Source organism: Wolbachia endosymbiont of Kerria lacca (genome assembly GCF_051602725.1).
Classification (GTDB): Bacteria; Pseudomonadota; Alphaproteobacteria; order Rickettsiales; family Anaplasmataceae; genus Wolbachia.
Genome location: NZ_CP192272.1, coordinates 891,883 through 906,327 on the forward strand (window position 1 = coordinate 891,883; position 14,445 = coordinate 906,327).

8 protein-coding genes are annotated in these 14,445 nt (G+C 33.3%); 6 read left to right on the forward strand and 2 right to left on the reverse strand.

Annotated elements, in window-relative coordinates:
- Nucleotides 1-10 precede the first annotated feature (10 nt).
- A complete protein-coding gene (locus ACQ4M0_RS04035; protein WP_438456274.1) occupies nucleotides 11-3,127 on the forward strand; it encodes a DEAD/DEAH box helicase in 3,117 nt (1,038 codons plus the stop codon).
- Here ACQ4M0_RS04035 and ACQ4M0_RS04040 read toward each other — a convergent pair.
- On the reverse strand, nucleotides 3,124-4,293 hold the full coding sequence (locus ACQ4M0_RS04040) for an aspartate aminotransferase family protein (protein WP_052264687.1): 1,170 nt from the start codon (nucleotides 4,291-4,293) through the stop codon (nucleotides 3,124-3,126). The two genes, ACQ4M0_RS04035 and ACQ4M0_RS04040, sit on opposite strands and share 4 nt — an antisense overlap.
- A 64-nt stretch (nucleotides 4,294-4,357) precedes the next feature.
- On the opposite strand from ACQ4M0_RS04040, the gene ACQ4M0_RS04045 reads away from it, so the two are divergent.
- The 5 genes from ACQ4M0_RS04045 (at nucleotide 4,358) to ACQ4M0_RS04065 (ending at nucleotide 13,550) form a co-directional block, all read left to right on the forward strand.
- Entirely contained in the window at nucleotides 4,358-5,785 is a 1,428-nt protein-coding gene (locus ACQ4M0_RS04045) for a sensor histidine kinase (protein WP_010403276.1), read from the forward strand.
- Nucleotides 5,786-5,961: 176 nt separating this feature from the next.
- Nucleotides 5,962-6,699, forward strand: coding sequence for a WD_0702 family putative metalloprotease (locus tag ACQ4M0_RS04050; protein ID WP_012481913.1), 738 nt, complete (start codon nucleotides 5,962-5,964; stop codon nucleotides 6,697-6,699).
- Between the two features lie 72 nt (nucleotides 6,700-6,771).
- On the forward strand, nucleotides 6,772-7,782 hold the full coding sequence (gene tsaD / locus ACQ4M0_RS04055; protein WP_007302199.1) for a tRNA (adenosine(37)-N6)-threonylcarbamoyltransferase complex transferase subunit TsaD: 1,011 nt from the start codon (nucleotides 6,772-6,774) through the stop codon (nucleotides 7,780-7,782).
- 111 nt (nucleotides 7,783-7,893) lie between these two features.
- The gene (locus ACQ4M0_RS04060; RefSeq protein WP_438456275.1) at nucleotides 7,894-11,520 is read left to right on the forward strand and encodes an ankyrin repeat domain-containing protein; all 3,627 of its coding nucleotides are present in this window, start codon (nucleotides 7,894-7,896) and stop codon (nucleotides 11,518-11,520) included.
- Nucleotides 11,521-11,804: 284 nt separating this feature from the next.
- Nucleotides 11,805-13,550: a type I secretion system permease/ATPase gene (locus ACQ4M0_RS04065; protein ID WP_017532259.1), complete on the forward strand. Its 1,746-nt coding sequence runs from the start codon at nucleotides 11,805-11,807 to the stop codon at nucleotides 13,548-13,550.
- 99 nt (nucleotides 13,551-13,649) lie between these two features.
- Here ACQ4M0_RS04065 and ACQ4M0_RS04070 read toward each other — a convergent pair whose 3' ends face one another.
- A complete protein-coding gene (locus tag ACQ4M0_RS04070; RefSeq protein WP_438456276.1) occupies nucleotides 13,650-14,411 on the reverse strand; it encodes a hypothetical protein in 762 nt (253 codons plus the stop codon).
- Between the last annotated feature and the right edge of the window lie 34 nt (nucleotides 14,412-14,445).

Below are 14,445 nucleotides of genomic sequence, written 5' to 3' on the forward strand. Positions count from 1 at the left end.
TTTTGAGAACATGTGCAAGCTTGATGAGAAATATCCTACGACTTACCTCACTGCAACACCAAAGAGAAGGATTTTAAATAGATGCGGAAAAGTTATCAGCCCGACAAGATTGAGTAGACGTTGTATTGCAAACGCCATCGAAACAGCAAGTGTTATTGCAAAAACCAATAGGAGAACAAATTTCACTCTAGCATTTGTAGTGAATATTGCTGTTACTATAATACCTATGATTACATTATTTCCTGTTATAAATAGTAATGTTGCTGCTGTAATTGGTCTAACTTCAGATTATTGGCTGTATTCTGCTTTGATTGGAAACTTATATTATACAATTTCTATGTTTATATTTGGTATAGTAATGTTGCCAATTTGGTGGGTACTAACTAAAGCAACTGGTGTAGAGTCAAAAGAACTGCTTTCTAGATTTCTTGCTAACGTGCGTAGCTTATTTACTAGAGAAAAATCGAGCCCAGCTTATGAATATGTTGAAGAGAGCGAAGAAGTTTTTAATTACAATAAGCTTGTTGATACCGATGATTTATTAACTTCTATAAGATGGAATGTGCAAAGCCCAATTGGAGAAAGTGCTCTGCTTTTAGCTGATGATGTAAATAGTATAGTTAATCTTAACTTTGCGTTGCAGGGTAGAGATAATTTAGTATATGAAGGTAGTACACGTTATGAAGTGTATAATAAATTTCAGCCTGAAGGGATTTCTTATCAAGACTATAGGCTCAAGTTACGCGAAGCGAACTTTATAAGCTGCGTTAAAAAGCAACATCCTAGTCTGACAGAAGAGCAGATATCTGAATTAAAAGAAAAGGTGGATTTCAGTAGTACTGCTGAATATCTAAAATATAGAGTAATGCATTCAATGATCGATCTTACTCTCTCATATTTAATGAAGTGTGATAATATTACTTTAGATAAAAAAAGAAGAGAAGGTTTGAGTGAATTGATAGAAGATGTTAAAAAGAATGTTAGCACCACTAATGATAACAATATTATAAGCTACCTAGAGAGAAAAGGCTTTAGTGAGCAATTTGCTAGAGATGAGCTCTTACTGCAAATAAAGACAGTAATTGAAGCACTGAGTAAAAGTGATAATGAGCAATGCAGCTTAATAGTTGATAATTGGCGCTTAAGCAAAGAGCTCCATGACCTCATGGAAAGAGAGGAAGGTATACTACATAGTCTCATTGATTTCTGCAAACAAAATAAATGTATCTTTGCAGGAATTGGGAAAAATGATCTTGGTATTGGAGAAAATAGACCCTTTTCAGCGATAATACGTAATCAAATAGGTAAATATCGAACTATTTATTGTGATTATGAAAAAAGAGATTTTGATTCATTGGCTAAATATGCGTTGACAACGGTTATAGATGGATCGAAAGGTCGTGGATTTGATAGTGAATATAATCATGTTGCATCAATATTTGCAGATTCGGTTAGTCAGTTCAATAATCCATCTGAAGCCCTACAGAATCTTGGAAGAAATAGAGAGCGTAATGAGAGCAGACAATCATGGTTTTTCGCTGCTGCAGGTGAAGAAGTTGAGCTATTTGTGAATAAGATCTTAGCAAATTTTAAAAAGGAACCACAGAAATTTTGTCAGAAAGTTTTGTTTCCAGCTACTAATAAATACAATAAGTTGCTAAAAAATAGAATGGGAGAAGAACTTGGAAGAAAAATAGAAATCTATATTAGTAAAAATATTGATGCATTAGGAAATATTGATGATTCAGCTCTGAAGAAGTTTTCTAGTGATTTGATAAAAGAAACGTATGAAAAAGTTCATGATATAAATGATTTTGATGTCAAAAAGACAGAACAAGATTTACATAGGATTTTAAAAAGTACAGAGGCATACCTTCGTTCATATGAGAACAGAATTAAAAACAACGGTAAATTATCTTGCACACGCTCAGCTTTATTTTCTGTGGGGAGTGCTATAACAAAGGTAATGTATTATCTTTGGGCAGGGTTTGACTATTTAGTCTTTTTGGCTAAAGCGTACAATATAGATAAATCTGGAGATACCAGTGCAAGAGCGTATGTACACATAATCAGAAACTGTCACTGTGAAAGTAGTGTGAAGGCGCAAAATGTATTGGTTCATGCATTAGAAATTGCCAAAGAACATGACAGCAGTTTCAAAAGAAATAGTTTGTACGAAGGCAATGAGGATAGATGTAAAGAAAAAATCATCTCATATTTTCAATCCAAGCAATATATACGTGCATTAGATAGAACAATTGCTCAAATTGAAAATGAACACTTAGCAGCAATTTTGAAAGCTGTAGGCTACAGAGGTGATACTGATAAAATGGCACAAGAAATTAAAGATTTTTTATCTGATTTAAAGAAATTAGACTGTGTGAAATTTAGAGAAAAGTATTATCAAGGAGATTTATATCAAGAAAGCAAATTATGCAAGATCAATGATCGAATTAGTATGGTAATTAATGAAGTTGTAAGGTGCCATAAGTGGCGTCATGGAATAGAGAACTTGGAGCTCAAATTAAAAAATGGCCATAATATTTTTGACGTAAGAGTCAATAATGATTTTTCTAAGTTACGTGAGAAAAACTTTAACAAACGCTCTAAAGAAAGGACATATCTAGGTAGAGCTATGTTACTTATTGGGTTTATAATTTCAATGGAGCTTATAGGTAGAATATCATCAGGTCAGACCATGCAATTGCCTTTACTTTGCGGTTTTATAGTATTTGGACCACTGGCACTCTTGTGTGGTGCATTGTTATATGAAATAACGACCTATTTAGTGAGAGGAGCATTTTTTATTTTTGGAGTGCCAATTCTTTTAGGAGAACTGTCTAAATGTGTTTTGAGAAACGGCTCAATGAAAAGTTTGTTAGATATGACATTATCGCTTGGTAACTCGGCTTTTCTCAATATTCCGAAAGACATCGTGCAATCGTTTATATTTGAGGATATAACAAAATTTGACTCACTAAGTGATATAAATGAGCTTACACTGATAAGAGAACAGGAAAAGGCAAAGTGTACAAATGAAGTAGCTGATAAAGTTGTATCTACTGCTTTATCTGCAATTTTGATACAGCCAACAACTAGTGAGCAGGAAGGTTTAGTTTTTAACTAGAACTTTTCAGATAAATACTGAGTGAGGATTTCAATGCCTTCATCAATCTCTTTTTCAGTGATAATGAGTGGAGGCAAGATTCTTACAACGTTATCTGATGTTACTCCAACAGTGAGTAAACCACGGTGACTTAGCTCTTCTGCAAATTTTTGGTTATTCATTTTTACTTTTATTCCTAGCATCAACCCTTTTCCTCTCACTTCTTCTATCATTGGAAACTTGCTTGCTAAGTCCTCTAGTTTGTTTTTTAAAGACTTACCTCTAACTTCAACATTTTCTAAGAAGCCAGGGCCGAGCAATTCATCCAATACAGCATTACCTACTGAAGTTGCAAGTGGATTACCACCAAAAGTAGAACCATGCATACCGACCGCCATGTACTTAGCAACCTTTTCAGTTGCAAGACAAGCCCCCAGAGGGAAACCTCCTCCTATTCCTTTTGCAAGAGCACATATGTCAGGCTTAATTCCTATGTGTTCAGATGCAAATAACTTTCCTGTCCTGCCAGCACCGCACTGAACGCAATCAAAAAATAGCAGTATGTCGTTTTCGTTACATAGTTCTCTTAGCTCTTTCATGAAGACTTCACTCATTACTTTAATACCACCTTGTCCCTGTATTGGTTCTATTAATATAACACCTATGCCATTAGAAATTGCTTTCTTTACACTCTCAATATTGGGCTCTATGTTATCACACCAGTCAATATAAGGATTCAGTAATTCAGAAAATTTCTGTCTATCGTTTGTTGCACAAGTTAAAAATGTCCTTCCATGAAATGCACCATGAAATGTTAGAATTCTATAGCGATTTTTATTACCTTTTCCATTTTGATAGGCCCTAGCGATTTTAAGTCCACATTCCACTGCTTCTGATCCAGAATTTGCAAAAAATACAGTATTAGCAAAGCTGTTATTTATTAAATTTTCTGCAAATTTGTTGGCAGTAGATATATTATAGGTATTTGATATATGCCATAGTTTTTCTCCTTGTAATTTTAGGACATCAGTTAATCGTGGGTTGGCATGACCTAAACTGCTAACAGCTATTCCAGAGTGAAAATCTATATAGCGCTTATTATCGATATCATACAAGTAAATACCTTTGCCATAAGAAAAATTTATGTTAATAGGAGAATAAACTGGCAAGATAGGAGAAATTGTCATAAAAGTATGATATGCTAATTTTTTATTAATACCATAAAAGACGTTATTTCACAATGAGAAGAATATGTATAAATTAAGTAAATTAATTTTTACTACACTAAAAACAAATAGATATACAAAAATTATCTCGCTATTCTTATTAATTTTTGTGGTTTTATTGGGCACAATATACCGCAGTTATTCATTAAAGAATAATTTTCTTTCTTTTTACCGTAATTCAAATGCAAACTTAAAAGATCTATTGGAAAATAGTATAATAAAAAAATATCATTATTTACTAATAGAAAAACATCATATTAAATATAACAGTTTTGATTACATAAACCAGTTGGTAAAATTGCGTGCTGAATTGTTACAATCAGTAAGCAAAGTAAGAAATTTTAGCTTAATACTGTATGATCAAAATGCCAGAGTAATTTTCAGTAATTTTAATACTCAAGGTCATGACTATGAGCAGTTGCTTACAAATGATGAAATTGATAAATTGCTAAGCAATCAAGAAATATTTTACGCTACAGGAAATACATTAACTTCTACTTTCCCTATATTTCATGAAGATGACATTAAGCCTTCATTTTTTTTGAAGATCATTCAAAGCTATAATGACTCTTATATTATGGTATATAGTCTATTTTCAATATTAATGGGCTTATTACTGGTTATCTTAATACTAATAATGCTTTATTTGCACTTTTCCAATACCCAAATGCTAGCCAAGCAGCATAAAACTAATATTGAATTACAAAGGGTTAAAGAGGCATTAGAGCAAGAAAATGCAAATAAGATAAAATTTTTTGCAAGTGTTACACATGAGTTGCGTACACCTCTTAATGCTATTATTGGATTTGCAAAGTTGATCAAAAATGAAACTTTAGGTTCTGTAGATCACTCTAAATACAAGGAATACGTAGACGATATATATAATGCTGGTACACATTTACTTGCTTTGATTAATGATGTGCTCGATTTTTCTAAAGCTGAATCAAGTAGTTTAACAGTAGAGAAAGTGAAGTTTAATCTGAATAAGATAATAGATTCGTGCTTAAAAATGTTATCACCTAAACTAAAAGAAACAGGGATTAGTTTAAAGAAAGAGATATCTGATAAACAATTATTAGTTATCGCCGATCCCAAAAGAATGAAGCAAGTTATAATAAATTTGTTATCAAATGCAATCAAGTTCACTCCTCAAGGTGGTTTAATAAGAATGATTATTAAAGAGAATATAGAAAAAAATTTATTAACTATTGAGTTTCATGATAATGGAATAGGGATAATGCAGCAGGACATATATAAAGTTATGTCCGTTTTTGGCCAAGCAGATTCGGGATATAGAAACGAAGGCACAGGTATCGGATTACCTCTAAGCAAGAAATTAGTAGAGTTAATGGGTGGGACTTTCAACATTCAAAGTGAAGCAAAACTTGGTACTACGATAACATTGAGCTTCTTTTATGAAGAGCAAACATGTGAAAAGTTGATTGATTTTTAGTAAAATATATTTGATATTGCACTTTTATATCTAGTACATTCCTAAGTCATACTGACGTGATACCTCTTGGCTAATAATAAGTAGCGGAATGTAAGTAAATTAAACTTTTTTAGCTATACTTCCTGAAAACACTTTATAATTCTTGAGCATAAAGAAAATTCCTTTAATAATGAAGCATGCTAATCAGGAACTTAATAAAACAAGCAACTCAAGTAGGAAATAGTGAAAACGTAATACAATATGTCAAATATCTCTATCAATTTGAGAAGTTTAGAAATACATTAAACCTCACTTTGTCAATAATAAAGCAAACTAGACTCTCGTTTGAAATATATCAAGAAGGATTAGTGGATATGGAAGAGGGAGTGTGTAAGACAATTCGTTCTTCTGGTTTAAATAAGTATGTTATTGTGCTAAGAAGGTCAAATCCTTACATCATAGTACATGAACTTTCACATATGGTTGAAAATGAACTGAACTTAAGCTTAGAGCAAGAATTTCTCTATAAAGTTTATCAGGATATTGAGCAGAACTTAAAGCAGTCAAATATTCTGGTACAAAAAATTATTGGTCAAATTATATTTAAGGAGATACAAGTTTACCAAACTCCAAAATCACGTGCGTCTGAGTTATTCGCACGCTATTTTGAGCTGTTTGCTTGGGCTCAGGAAGTTTATCCTAAAGATAAAGAATATCTAATTCGCACTCAAGATTTAAACAGAGTATTTCTTGCTACTAACCAATGGAAAAAGAGCTACCTGGATCTACAAATAATGGAGAGAATAGATAAAGAAGTAAAGGAATATAGCGATAAAACTGCTTTTAAAGATATAAACAAAGTACAAAGCAGTTGGACTAATAAATTTTCTCCTGGAAGCAAAAAAATTGGTTCTATATTTGAAGATGATAATTAGCTCAGCAGAACAAAGTTCACTTCTTCAACATTTCAAGTTATAGTTCTCGCAATTTAAAGAGTTCAAATATATATGAAAACCATTTTAGCGATTGAAACAAGTTGCGATGAAACTGCAGTTGCGATTGTAAATAGTGATAAGCAAGTGCTTGCTAACGAAATTCTTTCTCAGGTAGAGCACAAAAAGTGCGGTGGAGTGATTCCTGAAATAGCATCACGTGCTCATATGAAGCATTTAAGTGGTTTAATAAAAAGTGCTATGGAAAAATCTAACCTTAACTTTTGTGATCTAGATGCAATTGCAGCAACATCAGGACCAGGACTCATAGGTGGATTAATAATTGGTACAATGATGGCTAAAGCAATTGCACACGTAACACAAAAACCGTTTATTGCAGTTAATCACTTAGAAGCACATGCGTTAGTTGTTAGGCTACTATATGAGGTTGAATTTCCGTTTTTAGTCCTGCTGATATCAGGTGGTCACTGCCAATTTTTAATTGCACAGGATGTAGGTAAATACATCAAACTTGGAGAAACGCTTGATGACTCATTAGGAGAAGCATTTGACAAAGTCGCTAAAACGCTGGGTCTAAGCTATCCGGGAGGTCCATTAATTGAAGAGTTAGCTAAAAAAGGTGATGGTATGAGATTTAAGCTGCCAAGAGCAATGATAAAACGTTCTGGATGTGACCTTTCATTTTCTGGAATTAAAACAGCGGTAAAAAACTTAGCACGAGAATTTGTAATGAGTGAACAGGATGTGTGTGATATGTGTGCTTCGTTTCAAGAGTGTATTAGCGACATATTACTCGATAGAGTCAGAAATGCTATTGGTATCGCTGTATCTTTAAATATTAAAATCAATGATTTTGTAATTACTGGTGGAGTTGCAGCAAATAATTTCCTGAAAGAGAGATTAAAAAAGCACATAGACTTGAACGTGCTTTCTCCTCCAAGCAATTTATGTACAGACAATGCAGTGATGGTTGGATGGACAGGAATTGAAAGGTTACAGAGAAGCTATGTAGACTCTCTTGACTTTGCACCAAGGCCAAAGTGGGAATTAGAAAAATATTACTAGCACAAAAAATTATCTACTATATAATGCGGCCGCTGGTGAATTTTTGTAGGCTTAAAAATTACAGTGGTATCTACTAAAGCCTTACCGGCATTATTATTTATGAGGTACAGTATGTTCAAAAATAAATTTGACACAGTTATTAGTGTTTTCAAAGCTAAATCTAGTACAAGCGCAAAGACACTCAGTTCAGGTTTATTTGTTGCGGGAAACGTTGTTATGGCCAGAGCAATTAGTGAGATAGACCTCTCTTCATTACAAGGCAATTCAGAAGATAAAGTCAATAAGCAAGACCTAATAATCATATATGATTATATTAATAAAGTAACTCAAGAAGAAAACTATAATATATGTACTAATAATCTTGATTGTATAAAAAGCAGGATTTTAGCAGAAAATATAAGTGATTCATTAGCTGAAAAATTTCGTCAAGATGGATGGAATATAATAAGTAATGATGGTTCTTCGCTATTAACAGTGGCTATTGAAAGAATTAGGAAAGAACAAAAGAAAAATAGGAATTATGATATTCATGTTGAAATAGCTGTATCTCTAATTCTTAGTATGGGCAGAGAATTGATTATAAAATTGGAGAATTTTGCAGATAGTAATGATAAAACACTTCTACATTATTTAGCTGAGTCGGGTAAAGAAGATATTTTATGTTTTGTGATAGAAAATTCTAATTTTGACATTAAAGAAGCAGTAAGGAATAAAGATAGAGATGGTAAAACACCACTACACTATGCGGCTAAATCTGGCAATAAAGAATGCTTGAAAATTCTCATAGAAAATGAAGCAGATTTTAGTTGCACTACCAATAATAAAACCGAGTTACACTATGCTGCCAGAAGCGGAAGTCCTAACCTCCTAGAATATTTAAAAGAAATATTGACAGCAAAAGGAATTTTTGATAGGGAGAAAATTAAAACAGATAAATATGGAAATAACGCATTACACTATGCTGTGCAATCTGGAAATGCTGAGTGCATAAAATTCTTCACTGATAATCAAGTACAATTTTTAAAAAATAAATATAATGAGAATCCTTTTCATAAGATTGTAGGTAACTCAGAAACTCAAGAAAATGCCATAAATTTTCTTATAGAGCATCTAAAATTTTTAGGTAGACGAAAAAGTGAAATTAATCAAGAAAATGTAGATGGTAACACCCCATTGCATATAGCTGCAAAACATGGAAATAACCAGCTAATGAAATTGTTTACTCAATCAGGTGCAAAAATTGTTCAGAATAAACAAGGTAACACCCCCTTACATATTGCTATTATACATGGTAATTCATATTGTATAGACCTATTTTATGAAAATATAGGAAATAGCATACTTCAATCCAAAGGTGATTATGGAAGAGATCTTGTACATTTAGCTGCAATGTACGGGAAGTATGATTGTCTAACATCTTTACTCAAGAAATTTCCTGATTACGATTTAAGCACAGAAACACACAAAGGAAATATGGCCCTACACTTAGCTCTATCGAGTAATACAGAAACAGAACTAAGAAAAAAATGTGTGAGTCTATTAATAGACAGAAGCATGCAAGTAAATAAGAGTAATAATGAAGGAAACACCCCTTTACATTTTGCTGCCCAACTTGATTTATCGTTTTTAAGCATGATAGAAAAAAAGTTGGAAGAGAAGAAATTTGACGTTTATCAAGAGGTTTTGCGTGAGAATAGCAACGGTGACACCGTCTTTCATATGGCAGCACGTGTTGGTAATAAATCATGCCTTGAGCACCTTTTTAAAAAAGAGAGAGTGGGAGAAATATTAAGTAAGAAAAATAAGGATGGACAAACTTTACTACACTTATCTATCCTCAGTGGAAGAGTAGAATGCGTTAAGTATTTGGTAAAAAAAAGCCCAAAGGGTATTTTTTTAGAACAAAATACACAAAAAAAGTTGTTATTTGCAGCTATTTTGAGCGGCAATAAGGAATGTCTTGAATTTGTGTCAAAAGAACTTGTAGGTAAAAAGGTGGCTGCTAGCATCAAAGTGTTATATGATGAAAATGACAATACACCGTTACACATGGCTGCTCTTGCCAACGACATAGAATTCTCTCAGTATGTTATTGAAAGTATTGCTAAGTCAACTATTAGGAACACAGTACCACTTTTTAACACAAACAGTCAAGGGCTTATACCTCTACATTTAGCTGCCATGAGCCTTAATGCTGAGTTAATAGAATATTTTATGAAAGATAATCATTACCCCTATAATAAGAAAATGTTAAATGTTGTATCTAAATCTGGAAGAACAGCATTACACTATCTTGTAATGAGTGATAATGATTTTGAAAAAACTATAAATGAGGATTTTAAGCAAGGTCAATTTTTGAAAAAGTTAGTTTTAGAAAAGCGTAAACAAAATGAGCACTTAAGGGAAAAAGCTATTAAAGCCTTATTCTACCTAACAATCAGCACCGGAGAGAAAACTTTAAATGAAAAGATAAATTTTGATATAAAGGATAATGCAAAAAAAACAGCTTTAGATTATGCTTTTAAACATGGTGACACAAATATCTTGAGGTTATTTTTAGATTTCTTTTATGAAATAAGGGAAAACAAAAAAAGGAAATATGATAAACTTAACATGGAAGATCAAGAAAGAAGCAAAAAGCTTCTAGACTACTATAATCTGGCCATGTCAATATCAAGTGTGATTATTTCTGTTTGCATTAAGTATAATAATGCAGAATCTGAAAAGGAAGAAATTCCTACCTGGATTTCCATTGCATTTTCTTCGATATCATTTTTACTTATCTTATACAACTTAGTGATTGGCCTTCAAAAAGAACCTGTTAAACGTAAGATAGAAAACTATACTGAAAAAATGAACAGAATTGAAGAGGCTACAGGAAAGTTAGCTAAGACAAAAGTAGGGGATCATGATTTGGAGGAATACAACTCAATATTGGAACTATTAATAAAGAATGCAGAAGATATTTCACGATTGGAAAATGAACTTTACAAGTTTACGCATGAAACTAGATTAGAGAGTAAAGACAAACTCAATATTTCTCCTCAGAAAATGAGTAGGGGTGGTAGTGCACTACTATGTTCGAATAAGTCTTTAGAAGGTAGAAAAAGTTCACCTGTTTTGAATGATTTAACAGCAAAACTTAGTCTGTGTTCAAGACGCAACAGTAGAGTACAAAATACAATGGACAAGTTAGATAATCCATCATGTGTAATTACTATAAATGAGAATTCAGAAATTAAACCAAAAGCTCCGAAAAACAAATTCAAGAATGTTGCAACTAAGCTAAAAATAGGCAATATCTTTAGTAAGAAAAAAGAAGATCTTATCGCTTCATCAAGCTTATCAGAAGGTGCTAATCACGAGAATATTACAAAAATGAATGAAGAAAACTGTGGGTTGATAAAACGATTTGGTGATACCAATGGGTATTCAATATTTTCGACTCCTTTTAATCCAAGCAGTTCAACCTCAAGAGAAGAGTGTGGTAACAATCATAGTGCAGCGCGTCATGTGAGTTATGGTAGTGCAAATAATCCTGTGAGTGATAAGGAAGTTAGTAAATCTCCATCTCTAATACTTTCTAACTTTGAGGAGGGGATTACTGTTGACTGTTTTAAATTCGAAAGATATAGACCAAGGGTATATTCAAGTCCATCTTGTGTGAGAAAAAGAGCAATTACAGCTAGATCATTGGAATATGTAATACTTCCTGATCATATAGAAAGAGGAAAATAGATGCAGATTGTAGTCACTGACTCTGATAGCATCAACTTTCAGAGGAGTGATAGTAAGAACTGTCATTGAGTAGTAGATAAGAAAAACGTAGAACAATTGGCAAGGCTATCGTATAAGGTTATAGTAGAGAAGAAATTAGATAGCCTTGCTAAATTTCCATGAAAAAGTTTATATTCGCATATCATTAATATTTTATTACATTAATGATATGGTAAGGCAATAACTGTTAATACTTTTGAAATAAAAACTATATATGGTACATATAATTAAATAAAAGGAAGATTGTGGAAATCACTCCGTCAATAAAAAAGGAATTAAAGCAAAGTATACTATATACTTGTCTAGAGAAGTGCAAGAGTGCGTTTTGGTTCATTTTCTGGTTTAGCTCAGGGATTAATGCGTTAATGTTATTTTTGCCACTTTATACCTCTCAGGTACTTGATCGAGTGATATCGAGCGAGAGTGTGTCAACACTAGTTATGCTGACGATTATTACTTTATCTGCGTTTGCATGTTCTGCAATGCTTGAAACTTGTCGATATTTAGCTATGGCTAAAATTGGTGATTGGATTGATAAAACTGCAACACCAGATCTAATAGTAAGGTCAATCAGGTTAACATCAGTACAAAGCTCAACTTCAAGTGGTGAAGCAATACGAGATCTTGGAGTAATAAAAAATTTCATTACAGGAAATGGTATATTTTCACTGTTCGATACTCCATGGTCGCTAATTTACCTTGTTGTGATCTTTATGATACATACCTCTACAGGGTTTATAGCTATTGCCGGGATCATTATATTAGTTTCAATGGCAGTATGGAATGAACTTGCCACTAAGCGTATATTGCGAGAAACCAATGAAGAAACTATACGCAATATTAATGCTATAGATGTTGCAACAAGAAACGCAGAGGTGGTTGAAGCTATGGGCATGTCAGAATTTATAGTTTCTGATTGGTGTAAACGGAATGATCAAAATCGTGCAATGCAAGTTACAGCGCAGAATCGTTCTAATGTAATTACTGGTATTACTAAATTTTTACGTTCAACTCTCCAAATTTCAGTAATTGGAACAGGTGCATTACTTGCAATCACAGCTCACAAAACTGCCGGTAGCATTATTGCTGCCTCGATTTTGATGGGTAGAGTATTGGCTCCATTTGATGCAGCAGTTCATACTTGGAAATTTTTAAATCAAGCCAAGATGTCATATGGCAGGCTGCAAAGACTTATCCTAACATCCCCAAAAAGAGAGCAAACTATGGCTCTACCAGAGCCTGAAGGGAAGTTGGAATTTGATAGGGTATTTTTTACTCCTTATGGGAGCAATAAGCCAACAGTAAAAGGAATCTCATTTGTAATAGAACCAGGGGATGTTGTTGGTGTTATTGGTGCAAGTGCTTCTGGTAAGTCGACCATTGCAAAACTAACCGTTGGTGTTTGGAAACCCATATCAGGTGTAGTCAGACTAGATGGCGCTGATGTATATACTTGGAATCGAGAGAACTTTGGTAATTATGTTGGTTACTTACCTCAAGATATTGAGTTATTTAACACGAGCGTTAAAGCTAATATTGCCCGCATGAGACCAGATCCAAATCCTGAAGAAATAATCAAAGCAGCAAAAATTGCAGGAATACATGAATTAATACTGAGCTTACCAAATGGGTATGATACAACAATAGGAGGACCTGGAGGAGTAATACTCTCTGGTGGCCAAAAACAGCTTCTTGGACTTGCAAGGGCTTTTTATGGTAATACTAAGCTTTTAGTGCTTGATGAACCGAATGCTAACTTAGACAGTAATGGAGAGGCGCGCTTGATTAATGCAATCAATGTTGCAAGAGAGCAAAATACTACCACTGTTATCATCACTCATAAGCTACAGCTACTATCTGTAGTCAATACAGTGATCGTCATGTCAGATGGGGTTATTTATGCTATGGGACCAAAAGATGAGATTTTGAGTAGATTAGTTGCTCCATCACCAGATGCCACAGAAGATAAACGTTCTTCAGCAAGTGGTTAAGAAAGAGAGAAGTTGTCACACTTCTCTTTCTCTTATAGAGTACTATATGCACAGTTTATAAAATCTTAAGCAATTGTTATTCGAAAAATCCAATAATGATTAGCCGCGGAACCTATTTGCTAATTCTCTCACATTAACCTTAGACATTTCTGATGTAGGCTCTTGTGTATATGAGACATCAGATTTAACGCCTTTTTTGTCATGACCTTTAGTAATAGAACATACTACAGTATCAGCCTTTACATGCTTAACACTTGGATCTGATTGAAACCCATGCTTTCTTTCCATTTGTGCTTCAAGCTTACTGCTATCATGTGTAACCCTACACCTTTCTAGATTACGGTCACGTTTGTCAGGAGCTACATATCCATCTATATCACTACATAAGAACGGGCGCACTTTGAACCTGTCTGAACTAACACCATTTTCAACACTTGCAGAATTATGAGCTTTTCTATTATTGCGCATTTTATCTACAGCTTCCTTTATTTTTTCTTTTGATGGTTTTGGCAGCAGTGCTGGCTTATATGCACATGCTGGTAGTTCTGGAAATGAGTCCTCCTGAAACAGCAAATGACTTTGGTTTCTCTTACTATCTGATTCTTCAATATTCTTTATTGGTGTCTTGAAAGAGTTTTCATTTTTCTTTCTTAGATCCAACTCATTTAATCCGTTTCCAACATTATTTTTTCTTGTTGTAGTGTGAATAACACCTGGAAGTTTCACTTCATACTTAAATTTTTTACCAATGGTATCTATTGACTCATTAGATGAGGAATCTATTTGAAACCTATCGTTTGAAAATTTTGATTTTGTAGCATCAAAAGATATACTACGTTTTTCTATCTTTTTATAAGTCATATTTTACCTCTAAACCTATTAACTAATAAAAGTA

Excerpts from the sequence above, each read along its gene's own strand:
- ACQ4M0_RS04050 (WP_012481913.1), top strand. The coding sequence starts at position 5,962 with ATGCTAATCAGGAACTTAATAAAACAAGCAACTCAAGTAGGAAATAGT.
- ACQ4M0_RS04035 (WP_438456274.1), top strand. The coding sequence starts at position 11 with ATGTGCAAGCTTGATGAGAAATATCCTACGACTTACCTCACTGCAACA.
- ACQ4M0_RS04040 (WP_052264687.1), bottom strand. The coding sequence starts at position 4,293 with ATGACAATTTCTCCTATCTTGCCAGTTTATTCTCCTATTAACATAAAT.
- ACQ4M0_RS04045 (WP_010403276.1), top strand. The coding sequence starts at position 4,358 with ATGTATAAATTAAGTAAATTAATTTTTACTACACTAAAAACAAATAGA.
- ACQ4M0_RS04070 (WP_438456276.1), bottom strand. The coding sequence starts at position 14,411 with ATGACTTATAAAAAGATAGAAAAACGTAGTATATCTTTTGATGCTACA.
- tsaD (WP_007302199.1), top strand. The coding sequence starts at position 6,772 with ATGAAAACCATTTTAGCGATTGAAACAAGTTGCGATGAAACTGCAGTT.
- ACQ4M0_RS04060 (WP_438456275.1), top strand. The coding sequence starts at position 7,894 with ATGTTCAAAAATAAATTTGACACAGTTATTAGTGTTTTCAAAGCTAAA.